The 17,955-nt window shown below is 50.7% G+C and carries 12 protein-coding genes and 4 tRNA genes; 2 read left to right on the top strand and 14 right to left on the bottom strand.

Translation table 11 applies throughout. The annotated features are described in order from the left end of the window. Positions 1 to 204 precede the first annotated feature (204 nt). A complete protein-coding gene (locus RUDLU_RS0116890) occupies positions 205 to 2,334 on the bottom strand; it encodes a S9 family peptidase (RefSeq protein ID WP_019989586.1) in 2,130 nt (709 codons plus the stop codon). Positions 2,335 to 2,540: 206 nt separating this feature from the next. Here RUDLU_RS0116890 and RUDLU_RS0116885 point away from each other — a divergent pair, with 206 nt between their 5' ends. After that, complete coding sequence (locus tag RUDLU_RS0116885) at positions 2,541 to 2,765, top strand: hypothetical protein (RefSeq protein ID WP_019989585.1); 225 nt, start codon at positions 2,541 to 2,543, stop codon at positions 2,763 to 2,765. A gap of 92 nt (positions 2,766 to 2,857) precedes the next feature. After that, a complete protein-coding gene (locus RUDLU_RS27620; protein ID WP_044130469.1) occupies positions 2,858 to 4,141 on the top strand; it encodes an amidohydrolase family protein in 1,284 nt (427 codons plus the stop codon). A 149-nt stretch (positions 4,142 to 4,290) separates the two neighbouring features. Here RUDLU_RS27620 and rpoC read toward each other — a convergent pair whose 3' ends face one another. From rpoC to RUDLU_RS0116810, 13 genes are all read right to left on the bottom strand, one after another. Then, the gene (rpoC, locus tag RUDLU_RS0116875; RefSeq protein WP_019989583.1) at positions 4,291 to 8,637 is read right to left on the bottom strand and encodes a DNA-directed RNA polymerase subunit beta'; all 4,347 of its coding nucleotides are present in this window, start codon (positions 8,635 to 8,637) and stop codon (positions 4,291 to 4,293) included. A 117-nt stretch (positions 8,638 to 8,754) separates the two neighbouring features. Further along, positions 8,755 to 12,600 carry a DNA-directed RNA polymerase subunit beta gene (rpoB, locus tag RUDLU_RS0116870; protein ID WP_019989582.1) on the bottom strand — a complete coding sequence of 1,282 codons (3,846 nt, stop codon included), beginning with the start codon at positions 12,598 to 12,600 and terminating at the stop codon, positions 8,755 to 8,757. Positions 12,601 to 12,867: 267 nt separating this feature from the next. Then, on the bottom strand, positions 12,868 to 13,251 hold the full coding sequence (rplL, locus tag RUDLU_RS0116865) for a 50S ribosomal protein L7/L12 (RefSeq protein WP_019989580.1): 384 nt from the start codon (positions 13,249 to 13,251) through the stop codon (positions 12,868 to 12,870). A gap of 69 nt (positions 13,252 to 13,320) precedes the next feature. Next, the gene (gene rplJ, locus RUDLU_RS0116860; RefSeq protein ID WP_019989579.1) at positions 13,321 to 13,851 is read right to left on the bottom strand and encodes a 50S ribosomal protein L10; all 531 of its coding nucleotides are present in this window, start codon (positions 13,849 to 13,851) and stop codon (positions 13,321 to 13,323) included. A 2-nt stretch (positions 13,852 to 13,853) separates the two neighbouring features. Further along, positions 13,854 to 14,552 carry a 50S ribosomal protein L1 gene (rplA, locus tag RUDLU_RS0116855; RefSeq protein WP_027303147.1) on the bottom strand — a complete coding sequence of 233 codons (699 nt, stop codon included), beginning with the start codon at positions 14,550 to 14,552 and terminating at the stop codon, positions 13,854 to 13,856. A 30-nt stretch (positions 14,553 to 14,582) separates the two neighbouring features. Then, positions 14,583 to 15,029, bottom strand: coding sequence for a 50S ribosomal protein L11 (gene rplK, locus RUDLU_RS0116850; protein WP_019989577.1), 447 nt, complete (start codon positions 15,027 to 15,029; stop codon positions 14,583 to 14,585). A 160-nt stretch (positions 15,030 to 15,189) separates the two neighbouring features. After that, complete coding sequence (gene nusG, locus RUDLU_RS0116845; RefSeq protein WP_027303146.1) at positions 15,190 to 15,750, bottom strand: transcription termination/antitermination protein NusG; 561 nt, start codon at positions 15,748 to 15,750, stop codon at positions 15,190 to 15,192. Between the two features lie 111 nt (positions 15,751 to 15,861). After that, on the bottom strand, positions 15,862 to 16,053 hold the full coding sequence (gene secE / locus RUDLU_RS0116840) for a preprotein translocase subunit SecE (RefSeq protein ID WP_019989575.1): 192 nt from the start codon (positions 16,051 to 16,053) through the stop codon (positions 15,862 to 15,864). A 13-nt stretch (positions 16,054 to 16,066) separates the two neighbouring features. Continuing rightward, positions 16,067 to 16,140: transfer RNA gene (locus RUDLU_RS0116835), tRNA-Trp, on the bottom strand. Between the two features lie 97 nt (positions 16,141 to 16,237). Next, a complete protein-coding gene (gene tuf, locus RUDLU_RS0116830; protein ID WP_019989574.1) occupies positions 16,238 to 17,425 on the bottom strand; it encodes an elongation factor Tu in 1,188 nt (395 codons plus the stop codon). Between the two features lie 137 nt (positions 17,426 to 17,562). Further along, a tRNA-Thr gene (locus tag RUDLU_RS0116825) sits at positions 17,563 to 17,634 on the bottom strand. Positions 17,635 to 17,729: 95 nt separating this feature from the next. Beyond that, positions 17,730 to 17,802 (bottom strand) — tRNA-Gly (locus tag RUDLU_RS0116820). A 17-nt stretch (positions 17,803 to 17,819) separates the two neighbouring features. Next, positions 17,820 to 17,902, bottom strand: a tRNA-Tyr gene (locus tag RUDLU_RS0116810). Positions 17,903 to 17,955 lie beyond the last annotated feature (53 nt).

Genomic DNA, 17,955 nt, shown 5'->3' with positions numbered 1-17,955 from the left:
GCTATGCTTGTTGGCAAGTGGTACTAATCTTATCTACCGATTTCTCAAGATTATGGACTATTCTGCTACACATTCGGCCAGCTCAAATATGAATCACGGAGACTGACCCGGTAATGGAAACGCCCCGCGCCAAAAAAAGCGGGTAACCGGTCATCTTTCGACTCCAGTTACCCGACCTAAGTAAGCCACGTTACCCTTCAATGGCTACTGTTGAATACCCAACAGGTTCAGCATGAATGCATATTCGAGCGCCACTTCTTTTAGTGCTTCAAACCGACCCGATGCGCCACCGTGCCCGGCTTCCATGTTGGTGTGGAGCAGGAGCTGATTCTGGTCCGTTTTTAGGGTACGTAGCTTGGCCACCCACTTGGCAGGCTCCCAGTATTGCACCTGCGAATCGTGCAGGCCGGTCGTAACCAGCATATTCGGGTAAGCCTTTTTCTCGACGTTATCGTAAGGCGAGTACGACTTCATGTAGTCGTAGTATTTCTTCGTTTTCGGATTGCCCCACTCTTCCCACTCGCCGGTTGTGAGCGGAATGGTTTCGTCGAGCATGGTCGTCACGACATCGACAAACGGAACGGCCGCCACCACGCCCCGGTACAGCTCAGGAGCCTGATTGACCACCGCACCCATCAGGAGCCCCCCGGCCGAGCCACCCAACGCAAACAGCTTGCTGGGGCTGGTGTATTTGTTTTCAATCAGGAATTTTGAGCAGTCGACAAAGTCGTTGAAGGTGTTCTTCTTCTTCAGCATCTTGCCGTCTTCGTACCAGTGGCGGCCCATCTCCTGCCCACCCCGAATGTGAGCAATTGCATAAATGAAACCCCGATCGAGCAAGCTCAACCGGGCCGAGCCGAAACCAGGCTCAGTATTGCTCCCGTACGAACCATAGGCGTATTGGAGCAACGGTGCCGAACCATCCTTCTTAGTGCCCTTCCGGTACACGAGCGAAATGGGCACTTTTACGCCATCCCGCGCCGTAGCATACACCCGCTCCGACACGTAATTGTCTTTGTTGAAGCCCCCTAACACCTCCTGCTGCTTGAGGAGCGTTTTGACCTTCGTGTCCATATTGTAATCGAAGGTAGAGCCCGGCGTGGTGAGCGAAGCATAGCTGTAGCGTAGCACGTTGGTATCAAATTCCGGGTTGTACGACATACCAGCGACATAGGCAGGCTCCCCAAATTCGATATAGTGATCTTCGCCAGACTTTTTCTGGTTGATAATCCGCAGCCGGGTCAGGCCCTCTTTGCGTTCGCCGAGTACGAGGTGGCCCGCAAACACGTCCATGTTTTGCAGAAACACATCGGCCCGGTGCGGAATCACCTCTTTCCAGGCCGCCCGGTTTGCCTGCTGCCCCTCGGGCACCTCCATGAGCCGATAGTTCTGGGCTTTGTAGTTGGTACGGACGTAAAACTTATTACCGAAGTGTTGAATATCGTACTCGTGCCCGCGTTCACGGGGATAAAACACCGTAAAATTCTCGGTTGGCCTGGCGGCCTCTAACAGTCGGTATTCAGTCGTGACGCCGTTATGATCGCTCACCACGGCAATATACTTCTTCGACTTCATCCGGTACAGGCCCATGTAAAACTGGTTGTCTTTCTCTTCGTACACCAGTACGTCCTGTTTCGGATCGGTACCCAGTACGTGCCGGTACACCTGATAACCGAGCAGCGTTTGCACATCCTTTTTGATGTAGAACAGCGTTTTATTGTCGGTGGCCCAGGCAAAGTCGCCGGCTTCAACGTTCGGAATGGCTTCGGGGTAGATCTGCCCCGTCTTCAGGTTCTTAATCCGCAGCGTGTACAACCGGCGGCTCACGGTATCCTCACAGAAAATGGCTAACTCGTCGTTGTCCGATACCTCGTAACCGCCCAGATTGTAGTACGCGTGCCCCTTGGCCAACTGGTTACAATCGAACATAACCTCTTCCGGTGCCGACAGTGACCCTTTTTTACGAACATAAATCGGGTACTCGCCCCCTTCTACAAAGTTGGTCTGGTAGTAATAGTCGCCTTCTTTGTAGGGCACCGACTGATCCTGTTGCTTGATACGGCCCTTCATTTCCTCAAACAGTTTCTGGCGCAGCTCTTTGACGGGTGCCAGCGTCTGTTCGAGATAGGCATTTTCGGCCTTGAGGTAATTGATTACCTCGGGATTTTCCCGTTCGTTGAGGTAGTAGTAATTATCGACCCGCGTGTCGCCGTGAATCGTAAGTTGTTTGGGCTTCACAGCGGCTTTAGGTGCCGCTAAAGGAGTTGGCGTTTGTGCGTTGGCCATGCCAAAGAAAGTTGTCAGACAAAAAATGGACAGGTAGTTTGTTTTCATCGCGAAGTGGGTAAGCCGAGGCAACATCTGCGCGATGTTGCAATGCATACAAAGGTAGGCGAAAATGTAGCGGTTTATGTAAGCTCGTTATGCTGAAGAAAGATCAGGTTTGGCTACAGGTCAGCACCGTTCGGTCCGGTTGCCTGGTTAAAAATTAGCCTATATTTGATTAGGCAATCGCAACGTATTTCCAGACCCGAACCACCATGTACAAACGCTACAAATACTGGCACGGCCATCTGTCACCCTGGGCGCAATTAGCCGTTGGATTCGGCTGGTATTGGCTTTTTTTTCTGTCATTCCGGCTCCTCACCGACCGGTTTATTTTCCATCAGGATCATACGCTCGGCTATTATCTGTTTAATGCAACCTTTGTGGCTTTGGTGTTTATGCTGGTTTTTAAACGAGCCAGAGCGAAACTCAAACCCTGATGACGGGTGACTCGTACGGCTCCGTCGATGAGGAGAAATTTCAACTCCCGAAAGCTACCCCTCGTGTGAATTTAAATCCACTTTTCAACCATATGCGTGCCATTCTCTTTTTCTTCGCTGCTTTCCTATTTCAGACGACCTTTGGTCAGCAGCCAACCCGGTATCTGATCAAAGCCGGTAAGTTCTTCGACTCCGAAAAGAAGCAGTTTCTGCGAGACCAATATATTGTTGTTGAAGGCGACAAAGTAGTTAAAGTCGGCAAATCGGCCGACGGCTTTAAGGCCAACAGTCAGTTTATCGACCTATCCTCGGCCACTGTAATACCGGGCCTGATTGATTCGCATACGCACTTTCTGTTTATGCAGAAAAGCGGCACTCCCATGGAAACCGACCTGATTGAGAATTCGGATGCCGATCGACTACTCCGGGGAGGTAGTATTGCCCAATCGTTTCTGGAAGCCGGTATTACCACCGTTAAAGATCTGGGCAATTCGGGGCCGTACCTGGATGTAGTCTTGAGAAATGCTATCCGGAAAGGCTGGGTCAAAGGTGCCCGAATGCTGGTATCGGGGCCAATCATTAGCCCGCCCAATGGTCAGTTTGGCAAATTGGCATATCTGCACAAAACGTTACCCGCCCGCGAATACAGTATTGTGCGAACGGTCGACGAAGCCCGGAGTGCGGTCAACGAGCACATTGTAAATGGGGTTGATCTGATCAAAATCTGCGCGACAAACGATAACGGATTGGTTCTCTCACCTGAGCAGATGCGGGCCATTGTGGAAGTGGCTCACCAAAACGGCTTAAAAGTCACAGCTCATGCGACCTACGATGAAATTATTCGGGACGCTGTTCAGGCCGGTGTCGACGGGATCGAGCATGGCTATGGCATTTCGGACAGTACACTCCGGCTAATGGCGCAAAAAGGCACCTATTTGGTACCCACCGATGGCTCTTTCGAAGGGTATAAAGGCATTGTTGAGTTTGCTAAAAGCAACATAACCGATGACGACATCAGGAGCTTTGTGGCTACCACCAAAGAGCGACTTGTAAGAGCCGTAAAGGCAGGGGTCAAAATCGTCTATGGGTCTGATTTGTACCTATATACTCCGCGGGCAATCGGCTTAGAAGCGAAAAACACGCTGGTTTCGTACGTTGATGCTGGTTTGCCCGTTGCCGATGTATTACAGGCAGGTACGTATCAGGCCGCCGTAGTCATGGGCAAGCAAAAAGAATTGGGTGTGATCAAAGAAGGCGCTTTGGCCGATATTGTTGCGTTTAGTGGTGATCTTGAAAAAGATTTCAAAGAGGTCATTTACAATCGAGTACAGTTTGTCATGAAAGACGGAGTCGTGTATAAACACGTCACCCGATAAAGCCCCTGTTACGCCCCGACTGATCGTTATCACTCAATTAAATACTCATCCAGCCCATTTTCTCACCAGATTGTTGGTGTGGACGATAAACGAACAACGCCCCGATCATTACTGACCGGGGCGTTGTTTCTATCAATACTTGGTTCGACTTAAGCCGTTACCCGCTTTTTGGTACGTGAGAACTGCTCGCGCGATTCGGTAATGGTTTCGTACTCTTCTTTTGAGCCGACGATAACGCCCTGGTAACGACGAACACCGGTACCGGCCGGGATCAGGTGACCCACGATCACGTTTTCCTTCAGACCTTCGAGGGTATCGTTCTTACCACGGATCGAAGCCTCGCTCAGTACCTTGGTCGTCTCCTGGAACGAAGCGGCCGAGATAAAGCTTTCCGTACCCAACGATGCCTGGGTGATACCCATCAGCGTCGGTTGCGAAACGGCTGGCATGGCATCCCGCACTACCACGATGGGCAGGTCACGGCGCTTCAGGCTTGAGTTCTCATCACGCAAACGACGTGACGAAATAATCTGACCCGGCTTCAGGGTTTCAGAGCCACCGGCATCCATCACCACTTTAGCGTCCATCACCTTATCGTTTTCCTCACGGAACGACCACTTGTCAACTACCTGACCTTCGAGGAAGTTCGTATCGCCTGAGTCGATGATCTCTACTTTCTGCATCATCTGCCGAACAATGGCTTCGATGTGCTTATCGTTGATCTTCACACCCTGCAAGCGGTATACTTCCTGAATTTCGTTCACGAGGTACTCCTGAACGGCCGTTGGTCCTTTAATCGCCAGAATATCGCTCGGCGTAATGGCACCATCCGACAGCGGAGCACCAGCCCGTACGAAGTCATTGTCCTGTACCAAGATGAACTTCGACAGCGGAACGAGGTATTTCTTCTTCGTACCGTCTTTCGACTCGATGAAGATTTCCCGGTTACCACGCTTGATGGTTCCGTAGGTTACAACACCGTCGATTTCCGAAACGACCGCCGGGTTCGATGGGTTACGGGCTTCAAACAATTCCGTTACCCGTGGCAGACCACCCGTAATATCGCGGGTTTTACCCACGTTACGCGGAATTTTGGCCAGTGGCTGACCCGCCTTGATGGTTTGGCCGGTTTTTACAACCAGGCGCGCACCCACCGGCAGGTTGTACCCTTTCTCGGTGATGTCTTCCAGCAGCGTACTCACACCACTAACCACGATAGCCGGGTTTTTGGTCTTATCACGGCTTTCGATGATTACCATCTCCTGGAAGCCGGTCTGCTCATCAAACTCTTCGCGGTAGGTGATGCCTTCCTCGATCGCGTCGAACGAAACGGTACCGGTCAGTTCAGAAAGGATAACGGCGTTGTAAGGATCCCAGGCGCTCAGTTCGTCGCCTTTTTTCACCATATCGCCATCTTTCACCCGCAGGAACGCACCGTACGGAACGTTGTTGCTGATGTAGACTTGATTGCGGTCATCGGGGTTGACAATCCGAACTTCACCTGAGCGACCCATTACAACCGTCTGTGGGTTACCTTCGCTGTCTTCCGACTCTACCGTACGCATTTCTTCAAATTCAATCAGGCCGTCGAATTTAGCCCGAATCGAGGCATCAACGGCGATGTTTGAAGCCGTACCACCCACGTGGAAGGTACGCAGAGTCAGCTGTGTACCCGGCTCACCGATCGACTGTGAGGCAATAACCCCTACAGCTTCACCGATGTCGACCATGCGGCCCGTAGCGAGGTTGCGACCGTAGCATTTGCTACAAACACCCTTCTTCGATTCGCAGGTCAGTACCGAACGGATTTCAACCGTTTCGATGCTGGTTTCGTCGATAGCTGCGGCAATTTCTTCGGTGATCAGATCACCCGAAGCTACCAGCAACAACGGATTACCGTCAGCATCTTTCTTGAGCGGATCGTACACGTCGTGTACCGTAGTCCGACCCAGAATACGCTCTGACAGCGGCTCTACGATATCTTCGTTGTCTTTCAACGCCGACACTTGCAGACCCCGCAAAGTACCACAGTCGTTTTCGCTGATGATTACGTCCTGAGCTACGTCGTGCAGACGACGGGTCAGATAACCGGCATCGGCCGTTTTCAAAGCCGTATCGGCCAGACCTTTCCGGGCACCGTGCGTTGAGATAAAGTACTCCAATACGTCGAGACCTTCTTTGAAGTTCGACAGAATCGGGTTCTCAATGATTTCACCGACTGAGCCTTGCAGGTTTTTCTGAGGCTTGGCCATCAGACCCCGCATACCACCCAGCTGACGAATCTGCTCGCGCGAACCACGGGCACCTGAGTGCATCATCATGTAGATCGAGTTAAAACCACCCTGATCAGCTTCCAGCTGCTTCATGAGGGTTTCGGTTACACGCGAGTTCACCCGCGTCCAGATATCAATTACCTGGTTGTAACGCTCGTTCTCCGTAATCAGACCCATCAGGTAGTTATCCCAAACACCCTGTACGCTTTGCTTGGCCTCTTCAATAAGGCCCTGCTTCGCTTCAGGAATCATCACGTCGCTCAGACCGATCGACAGACCACCCCGGAAGGCCATCTGGAAACCGAGTTCTTTGATATCGTCGAGGAAAGCCGCTGTTTTGGCAACACCTGAGATTTTAAAGATCAGCGCAATGATTTGCTGGAGTTTCTTCTTCGTCAACAGTTCGTTGATGAAACCTACCTCTTTCGGTACAAACTGATTGAACAGCAACCGGCCGGCTACCGTCTCAACGATTTTGGTTTCGAGCTCACCCTGCTCATTGCGTACCTCAACCCGGCACTTAATGTTAGCATGCTTCGATACTTTACCTTCGTTGATGGCAATAATCACCTCTTCAGCACCGTAGAACGTCATGCCTTCGCCGGCAATCGGATACTCGGGCGTTGTTTTGCGGCCTTTCGTCACATAGTACAGACCCAACACCATGTCCTGCGACGGTACCGTGATCGGCGCGCCGTTGGCTGGGTTAAGAATGTTGTGCGATGCCAGCATCAACAGCGACGCTTCCAGGATTGCCTCCTGACCCAGCGGCACGTGAACGGCCATCTGGTCACCGTCAAAGTCGGCGTTGAAGGCCGTCGTCACGAGTGGGTGCAACTGAATCGCTTTACCCTCGATCAGCTTAGGCTGGAATGCCTGAATACCCAAACGGTGCAGCGTTGGAGCCCGGTTGAGTAATACAGGGTGACCTTTCAGTACGTTTTCCAGAATGTCCCAGATAACCGGATCTTTACGATCAACGATTTTCTTAGCCGATTTCACCGTTTTCACAATCCCCCGCTCGATGAGCTTACGGATAATAAACGGCTTGAACAACTCGGCGGCCATGTCTTTTGGCAGACCGCACTCGTGCATTTTCAGCTCGGGACCTACCACGATTACCGAACGACCTGAGTAGTCGACACGCTTACCAAGCAGGTTTTGCCGGAAACGGCCCTGCTTACCTTTCAGCATGTCAGACAGTGACTTCAGCGCACGGTTACCCTCCGAACGAACAGCGTTGACCTTGCGTGAGTTGTCGAACAATGAGTCGACAGCCTCCTGCAACATCCGCTTCTCGTTACGAAGAATCACCTCAGGTGCTTTGATCTCGATCAGACGCTTCAGACGGTTGTTCCGAATAATAACCCGACGGTACAGGTCATTTAAGTCAGACGTAGCGAAACGGCCACCGTCCAGAGGGACGAGCGGACGCAATTCGGGCGGGATAACCGGTACCATCTTGATCACCATCCACTCAGGGCGGTTCTCAATCCGGCCGTTAGCCTCCCGGAATGCTTCTACTACTTTCAACCGCTTCAGAGCCTCAGCCTTACGCTGCTGCGATGTATCGGTAGCGGCTGCATGGCGAAGCTGGTACGAAAGCGAGTCGAGTTCGAGCCGTGACAACAGCATCTCCAACGCTTCGGCCCCCATCTTGGCGATGAATTTGTTCGGGTCTTTGTCGTCGAGGTGCTGATTGGTGCTCGGCAGCTTGTCGATAATATCGAGGTATTCGTCTTCGGTCAGGAAGTCGAGCTGGTTAATACCATCTTCGGCTTTTACACCCGGCTGAATAACGATGTACCGCTCGTAATAAATGATCTGATCGAGCTTCTTGGTAGAAAGACCGAGCAGATAACCGATTTTGTTTGGAAGGCTCCGGAAATACCAGATATGCGCCACAGGCACCACCAGTTCGATGTGGCCCATCCGCTCCCGGCGAACTTTTTTCTCCGTTACCTCAACACCACAACGGTCGCAGATAATGCCTTTGTAGCGAATCCGCTTGTACTTGCCGCAGTGGCACTCCCAATCTTTCACCGGGCCAAAGATGCGCTCGCAGAAAAGACCACCCATTTCCGGCTTGTAGGTCCGGTAGTTGATCGTTTCAGGCTGCGTCACCTCGCCGTATGAACTCTCCAGAATCGACTCAGGCGACGCCAGGCTAATCGTCACGCTGGAGAAGTCGCTGTTGAGTTTCTTGTTCTTTTTGAACGACATGAAGTTGGAGATTTAATTAGTGGAGTTTACTGTTTTCAGTCTACAGTTTTCAGTTGGCTGACACAGCTACAAGTTTGTGTCAACCAACTGAAAACCGAGAACAGTAAACTGAAAACTTTACTCAAGTGTAATTTCAAGTGCTAGACCACGCAACTCGTGCACAAGTACGTTGAACGACTCAGGGATATTTGGCTTCGGCAGGTTCTCACCCTTCACGATAGCTTCGTACGCCTTTGCCCGACCAACCACGTCGTCCGACTTCACCGTCAGGATTTCCTGCAGGATGTTCGATGCCCCGAAGGCCTCCAACGCCCACACTTCCATCTCCCCAAAACGCTGACCACCAAACTGCGCCTTACCACCCAGCGGCTGCTGCGTAATGAGCGAGTAGGGGCCAATCGAGCGGGCGTGCATCTTATCGTCGACCAAGTGACCGAGTTTAAGCATGTAGATGATCCCCACGGTTACTTTCTGGTCAAAGCGATCGCCGGTCAAACCATTGTACAAATAGGTACGACCAAACGATGGCAAGCCAGCGGCATCGAGCTCGTCAACAACCTGCTGCTCGGTAGCCCCGTCGAAAATCGGCGTTGCATACTTGCGGCCCAGTTTCTGACCAGCCCAGCCTAATACGGTTTCGTAAATCTGACCGAGGTTCATCCGGGAAGGTACACCCAATGGGTTCAGTACGATATCCACGGGGGTTCCGTCTTCGAGGAACGGCATATCTTCGTCACGAACAATCCGGGCAACAACCCCTTTGTTACCGTGGCGACCGGCCATCTTATCCCCTACTTTCAGCTTGCGCTTCTTAGCGATGTACACCTTCGCCAACTTCACGATACCCGCCGGCAGTTCGTCACCAACTTCGAGGGTAAACCGCTCCCGCTTGAAGCGCCCCGTTACCTCGTTCCGGCGCGTGTTGTAGTTTTTCACTACCTGCACTGCCAGTTGGTTCGTATGATGATCGTCCGTCCAGCCTTCGAGCACCAGATCGCTCAGGAGGTTGACTTCCTCAGGAACCGAGTAGCCACTCTCATCGCGATACGGGTTCTTGTCTGGGAACAGGTTATCGGTGATGTTCTTCCGGTTGAACTTAACGCCTTTGCTGACGATTTCGTCGCCAAACTTATGCTTCACACCCGCGCTGGTTTTGCCGTCAAGCAGGTCAACCAGTTTGTCAATCATCCGGCTACGCAGCGCTGTCAGGTCACGACTAAACTTCTTCATCAGAACCTTAATCTCTTCCTTGTGCTTACCGCGGTCTTCCTTCGACGGACGCGAGAACAGTTTTGTATCAATTACAACCCCTTTCAACGACGGTGGTGCTTTCTTCGAGGCATCTTTTACGTCGCCTGCTTTATCACCAAAGATTGCACGGAGCAGTTTTTCTTCCGGTGTCGGATCGCTTTCTCCCTTCGGCGTAATCTTACCGATCAGGATGTCGCCTTCTTTCACCTCCGTACCTACCCGTACAATACCGTTTTCGTCGAGGTTGCGAACGGTTTCTTCGCTCACGTTCGGGATTTCAGAAGTCAATTCTTCCTCGCCCCGCTTCGTGTCGCGAACTTCCAGTTCAAATTCTTCGATGTGGATAGACGTGAAGATATCTTCGCGTACTACACGCTCCGAGATCACGATAGCATCCTCAAAGTTGTATCCCTGCCAGGGCATGAACGCAACTTTCATGTTCCGGCCAAGCGCCAGCTCACCCTGTTGTGTTGCATAACCTTCACAAAGCACATCGCCCTTCGTTACTTTCTGCCCTTTCAGTACAGTCGGCTTCAGGTTGATGCAGGTATCCTGGTTCGTCCGGCGGAACTTGATCAGGCTATAGGTTTTCACCTCATCTTCGAATGTCACCAGACGCGAGTCGGCATCCAGCTCGTAACGAACCATGATCTTGGTCGAATCCACAAACTCAACCACGCCGTTAGCTTCGGCAATGTAGAGAGCCCGTGAGTCAACTGCAACACGTCCTTCCAGACCGGTACCCACGATTGGGGCCTCAGGCCGAAGCAGTGGAACCGCCTGACGTTGCATGTTAGAGCCCATCAAGGCCCGGTTAGCATCATCGTGCTCCAGGAACGGAATCATCGACGCAGCCACCGATACAATCTGGTTGGGCGCAATATCCATGAAGGTTACACTCGTTGGCTCAGCCATCGGGAAGTCACCTTCAAAACGAGCCTTCAAACGGTCAACCTGGAAGTTGCCACTATTGTCAATACCCGCATTCGCCTGGGCAATGTAGTGCGTATCTTCTTCCTCAGCCGTCAGGTACATTACTGGTTTCTCCAGCGACACCTTACCGTTTTCGATCACCCGGTACGGTGTCTCGATAAAGCCCATGCTGTTGATCTTCGCGTACACACACAAAGACGAAATCAGACCGATGTTTGGACCTTCCGGCGTTTCAATCGTACACAAACGACCGTAGTGCGTGTAGTGAACGTCACGAACTTCGAAGCCAGCTCGCTCACGCGACAGACCACCAGGTCCCAGTGCCGACATACGACGCTTGTGCGTCACCTCGGCCAATGGGTTGGTTTGGTCCATAAACTGTGAAAGCTGGTTGGTGCCGAAGAACGAGTTGATAACCGACGACAGAGTCCGGGCATTGATCAAATCAACCGGCTTGAAGTCTTCGTTATCCCGTACGTTCATCCGCTCCTTGATAGTCCGGGCCATACGGGCCAAACCAACACCAAACTGTGCGTACAACTGCTCCCCAACGGTCCGCACCCGGCGGTTGCTGAGGTGGTCAATATCATCGACTACAGCTTTTGAGTTGATAAGCCCAATGAGGTACTTCACAATAGATACGATGTCTTCCGTAGTCAACACCTTTGTATCAGAAGCCACCTCAAGACCCAGTTTCTTGTTGATCCGGTACCGGCCAACATCGCCAAGATCATACCGCTTATCGGAGAAGAACAGGCTCTGGATAATTTCCCGAGCTGTTTGCTCATCTGGAGCATCGGCGTTACGCAACTGCCGGTAGATTTGCTCAACGGCTTCTTTCTCCGAGTTTGAGCTATCCTTCTGCAGTGTATTGTAAATAATATTGTAATCAGCCACGTTCATGTCTTCCTTGTGCAGGATGACCGACTTCTGGCCTGAGTCCGTAATCACGTCAATATCATCAACCGAGATAACGGAGTCACGCTCGAGGAGAACCTCGTTCCGGCTGATTGAAACTACTTCACCTGTATCTTCATCAACAAAGTCTTCCGTCCAGGTACGCAGTACCCGAGCGGCCAAGCGACGCCCAATCGCCTTCTTGAGGTTAGCGGGAGTTGCCGGAATCTCTTCCGACAAGCCGAAGAGATCAAGAATGTCTTTATCAGATCCAAAACCAATGGCACGCAACAGGGTCGTAACCGGGAATTTCTTTTTCCGGTCGATGTATGCGTACATTACGTTATTCACGTCCGTTGAGAACTCAATCCAAGATCCTTTGAACGGGATGATCCGGGCTGAGTACAGCTTAGTTCCGTTGGTGTGTTTGCTCATAGAGAAGAACACACCCGGCGAACGATGGAGCTGCGAAACAATAACTCGTTCCGCTCCGTTAATGACGAACGAGCCCTTTTCGGTCATGTAGGGGATATTACCAAGGAATACCTCCTGCTCGATTGTCTCGAAGTCTTCGTTATCTGGATCGTTGTTCGACAACCGCAGTTTTGCTTTCAGCGGCACCGAATACGTCAGCCCCCGATCGATACACTCATCGACGGAATACTTCGGTGGATCGACCGAATAGTCGATAAAGTCCAGCACGAAGTTTTCGCGTGAATCCGAAATAGGGAAATTTTCCTGAAACACCTTAAACAGACCTTCCTGCGACCGGTGGTCTGATGGTGTATCAAGTTGGAAAAAATCTTTGAATGATTTAATTTGGATATCGAGGAAGTCAGGATATCCGATTACTGGCTGAATCGTCGCAAAGTTTTTGCGCATGCTGGTGTTGTTTGCGTTTGTAGCCAATGTTAGAGCCATTACATTTGTGTGGCCGATTGCGCTCCGCCCCTGTTTTAAGAAGGTAAAAAATCGGCCCTAAATGCCCTAAGCGTCACCCGCTCGAGGGGGCAATAGTGAGGTAACGTTTAGACCAAAAAATTAGTTTAAACAATATCCTCTATATATAGACAAAAGTCTCCAAACAGGAAAAGACCTGACGGATAGTCAGGCCTCCCCTATTTGGAGTTGTATTGAAAAAGCAGTTGCTTACTTTACTTCTACTTCAGCACCAGCTTCTTCCAATTGCTTCCGGAGAGCCTCAGCTTCGTCCTTCGCTACGCCTTCTTTAACTGGTTTCGGAGCACCGTCAACGAGTTCTTTCGCTTCTTTCAGGCCCAGACCGGTCAAGTCTTTAACCAGCTTCACAACAGCCAGTTTACCAGCACCTGGGTTCTTCAGGATTACGTCGAAAGACGTTTTCTCAGGCGCAGCCGCAGCAGCTTCGCCACCACCTGCACCGCCAGCTACCATTACGGGAGCAGCAGCTGCTGGTTCGATACCATACTCGTCCTTCAGGATAGCAGCGAGTTCGTTAACTTCTTTTACCGTCAGGTTTACGAGCTGCTCAGCGAACGCTTTCAAATCTGCCATTTCAGTATTGTAATTTGATTGTGATACGATTGTTTGGAAAATTACAGGCACCCGCCCGTAATAGATAAATTAAGCCTCTTCGCGCTCTGACAGCGTTTTGAGGATACCGGCCAGTTTGCCACCACCGCTCTGAAGGGCAGACACCACATTCTTCGCAGGTGATTGCAAGAGACCAATAATATCGCCGACCAGCTCTTCCTTGCTCTTCAGCGAGATCAACGTATCCAGCTGATCTGCACCGATAAACAGGCTATAGTCGATCGAAGCGCCTTTCAACTTCAGCTTGTCGTTCGTTTTACGGAACTCCTTAATGAGTTGTGCCGGTGCCTTCTGGTTTTGAGCGTGAAACATCACACCTGACTGACCAGCTAATACCGTATCGTTAAACGGCGTATAATCCGTTTCAAGCGTTTCGAGTGCTTTTTTGATAAAAGTGTTTTTTACCACTTTGTACTCGATACCCCGCTCGAAGCATTTCCGACGAAGATCATTGACTTCAGCAACGCTCATGCCACTGGCCTCCGTGATGTAGAAGAAAGGAATGCTCTGAAACTTCTGAGCTAACTCTTCTATAATCGCTCCTTTTTCTTCCCGTGTCATGATTAGATTCCTGCTACAGTGCCTTTGTCAATGGTTACGCCTGGGCTCATCGTGCTCGATATGTTGATCGACTTCACGTATGTACCTTTCGCTGATGAGGGCTTCAGACGCAACAGCGTGGAGATGATCTCCTGTGCGTTTTCAGCCAACTTCTCGGGGGCAAATGATACCTTACCGATGCTCGTGTGAATAGCACCCTGCTTATCAACTTTAAAGTCGATTTTACCGGCTTTCACCTCTTGAACGGCTTTCCCTACTTCCAGCGTTACGGTACCTGACTTCGGGTTAGGCATAAGACCACGAGGCCCCAATACCCGGCCCAAACGGCCCACCTTTGCCATGACGTTCGGCATTGTGATAATCACATCAACGTCCGTCCAGCCTTGCTCAATCTTCTGAATGTAGTCGTCGAGGCCAACATAGTCAGCTCCGGCATCTTTTGCTTCCTGTTCTTTGTCGGGGGTGCAAAGCACCAGCACACGAACCGTTTTGCCCGTACCATGTGGGAGCGTAGCAACGCCACGAACCATCTGGTCGGCTTTACGCGGATCAACGCCCAACCGAACGTCAATATCCACAGAAGCGTCGAACTTCGTGTACGAAATCTCCTTCAGAATACTCGCTGCCTGTTCGAGCGAGTATGCCTTAGAAGCATCGTACTTCGACATCGCTTCCTTTTGTTTCTTGGTTAACTTTGCCATGTCTCGTAAATTGCTTTTGGCAATAATTGCTTACTGGTCCTCCCAGGGTGCTTTACCCTGCACCGTAATTCCCATGCTGCGTGCAGTACCGGCAATCATTTTCATTGCCGACTCAATCTTAAATGCGTTCAGATCGGGCATCTTCGTTTCCGCGATTGTCCGTACCTGATCCCATGTTACTGAGCCAACTTTGTTACGATTCGGTTGTGCAGAGCCACCTTTCAGCTTGGCAGCCTCCATCAACATGATCGGTGCAGGTGGGGTTTTAATTACAAAGTCAAATGACTTGTCTTTGTAATAGGTAATCACCACCGGCAATACCATCCCCATCTTATCCTGCGTCCGGCCGTTAAACTGCTTGCAGAATTCCATGATGTTCAAACCCTTGGAACCCAGCGCCGGACCGATCGGTGGAGAAGGGTTAGCCTGGCCGCCCTTAACCTGCAACTTTACGTAGCCACCTACTTCTTTTGCCATTGTCTTGGTGAATTTATGGCCGCAGTGCAGCCCATCGTGATTGCAAACAACTCAGCCGTACGTCACATTACATTTGAGCAATCTGTCAATCGGTACTCTAAGTTTGGCAGCGGACTCCGAGTGGGAAGCACGAGTCCTGATTGCCGAGACCTAACCTGAATTAAGCCTCTTTATCTACTTGCGCGTAACTCAATTCAACCGGTGTGTTTCGACCAAAGATCTTAACGACTACGTTCAGCTTCTTCCGGTCATCAAACACCTCTTCAACCGTACCGATGAACCCGCTAAATGGTCCATCAATTACTTTTACGGATTCACCTTTAAGGTAGCCTACCGTAGGCGCGGCTGCTTCCTGAGTTTCCTCTTCTACCCGCCCTAAAATCCGATTAACCTCTGCCTGACGGAGTGGAACGGGAATTTTAGAGTTTGTACCGGTTTGCGAGTTACCCAAAAAGCCTAAAACACCGGGCATATTCAGGATCATATCGAGAGCCCGGTTGTTAGTCAGATCAGCAGAGATCAGGATGTAGCCTGGGAAAAAAGATTTCTCCCGTACGCGCTTCTTACCGTTACGCATTTCATACACCTTCTCCGACGGAATCAGGACCTGAGGGATTACCTCATCCAATTTTTGCCGGATAATCTCATTGTCCAGATAAGACTTGATTTTCTTTTCCTGCCCAGACACTGCCCGAATAACATACCACTGAATCTCAGCCATGATCGTTGTCATTTATTGCCATTATGATAGCCATTAGCGTACCGCTTGAGGGTGCTTAGTAGCTCGCCCTCTGAACGGAGATAACGACTAATGACGAATAACGACGTTCTGTTAGAATGATTGATAGAAGGCGTTAAGGCCGTTCTCAAAGATGAAATCAATCAGACCAACCAATAGCGCAAAAATCAGCGACGCAACAAGTACCAGCGTCGAGCTGGCTTGTAGGTCGCTGAACTTTGGCCAAGTGACGTTGTGCTGAACCTCCTCCCAGGAAGCTTTCAGAAACGATATAAACTTGTCCATCTATGTAGAAGATTGGCACGGGTGGAGAGATTCGAACTCCCATCAACGGTTTTGGAGACCGCTATTCTACCCTTGAACTACACCCGTGTATGTTACCCCGCTTAAACGGAGTGCAAAACTACGAAAACTAAGTAAAAAAACAAGTGCATTCCTGCGAAGAAATGCACTTGTTTTCACTTTTGTATTAGTCGAGGATCTCCGTTACCTGACCAGCACCTACGGTGCGGCCACCTTCGCGGATAGCGAAACGAAGACCTTTCTCCATAGCAATCTTATTGATCAGGGTTACCTCGATGGTGATGTTATCACCAGGCATAACCATCTCAACACCAGCTGGGAGTACGATCTCACCCGTTACGTCCGTGGTACGGAAGTAGAACTGGGGCCGATATTTGTTGAAGAACGGTGTGTGACGGCCACCTTCTTCTTTCGACAGAACGTAAACTTCAGCCTTGAACTTCTGGTGGGGAGTTACTGAACCAGGCTTGCAAATAACCATACCACGACGGATATCGGTTTTTTCAATACCACGGAGCAGCAGACCTACGTTATCACCGGCTTCGCCACGGTCCAGAATTTTCCGGAACATTTCAACACCCGTTACAACTGACTTGAGGCCTTCAGCACCCATACCCAGGATTTCAACTGGCTCACCTGAGTTGATTACACCACGCTCAATACGGCCCGTAGCTACAGTACCACGACCAGTGATTGAGAACACGTCTTCTACCGGCATCAGGAACGGCAGATCCGTCTGACGAGGAGGAAGCGGAATGAATGAATCAACGGCTTCCATCAGTTGCTCAATCGTAGCAACCCACTTCGGCTCACCGTTCAAACCACCCAGAGCTGAACCTTGAATAACAGGGATGTTGTCGCCATCGAAGTTGTAGAAGCTCAGCAGTTCGCGGATCTCCATTTCAACGAGTTCGAGCAGCTCAGGATCGTCTACCATGTCAACTTTGTTCATGAAGACAACCAGCTGAGGTACACCTACCTGACGTGCGAGCAGGATGTGCTCACGCGTTTGGGGCATCGGACCATCCGTAGCAGCCACTACCAGGATAGCACCGTCCATCTGGGCAGCACCCGTTACCATGTTCTTCACATAGTCAGCGTGACCAGGGCAATCGACGTGTGCATAGTGACGATTTGCAGTCTGGTACTCTACGTGTGAGGTGTTGATGGTAATACCACGCTCTTTCTCTTCAGGAGCGTTATCGATAGACGAGAAATCCCGAACAGCAGCCAGGCCTTTCTCGGCGAGTACTTTCGTAATGGCTGCCGTCAGCGTCGTCTTACCGTGGTCAACGTGACCAATCGTACCGATGTTGACGTGCGGTTTCGAGCGGTCAAAATTCTCTTTTGCCATGCTTAAAAAAACGCTTTAATGAACTGTTATTGGTTTTCTTGGATGATTTGCTATTTACGAAGAAAGTGCCCTTGTGGGGACACTTGCTATCACAGCCTTGCCAAACTGAACATCCAATATCAGCACTGACGGGCTTGAGCCTTCTATCGGATTTGAACCGACGACCTCTTCCTTACCAAGGAAGTGCTCTACCACTGAGCTAAGAAGGCAGGTACTAAATGAATAAAGTATAATGATTAATGAATGAAGGCAGTCGAAACATTATTCATTTGGCATTATTCATTATACGCGTACTGAATCACTGAGCGGGAGACGAGGTTCGAACTCGCGACCTATAGCTTGGAAGGCTATCGCTCTACCAACTGAGCTACTCCCGCTTACTGGTACTTTTGGGTGGGGAGTGGAGGATTCGAACCTCCGAAGGCGTACGCCAGCAGATTTACAGTCTGATCCATTTGGCCACTCTGGAAACTCCCCAAGATATTATTAAAGAACTTTTTCCGCCCCAGCGTTCCGGTTTGGAGTTGCAA

Origin of the sequence: Rudanella lutea DSM 19387 (assembly GCF_000383955.1) — a bacterium.
Taxonomy (GTDB): Bacteria; Bacteroidota; Bacteroidia; order Cytophagales; family Spirosomataceae; genus Rudanella; species Rudanella lutea.
This window is presented reverse-complemented; position numbering and strand designations above follow the sequence as displayed.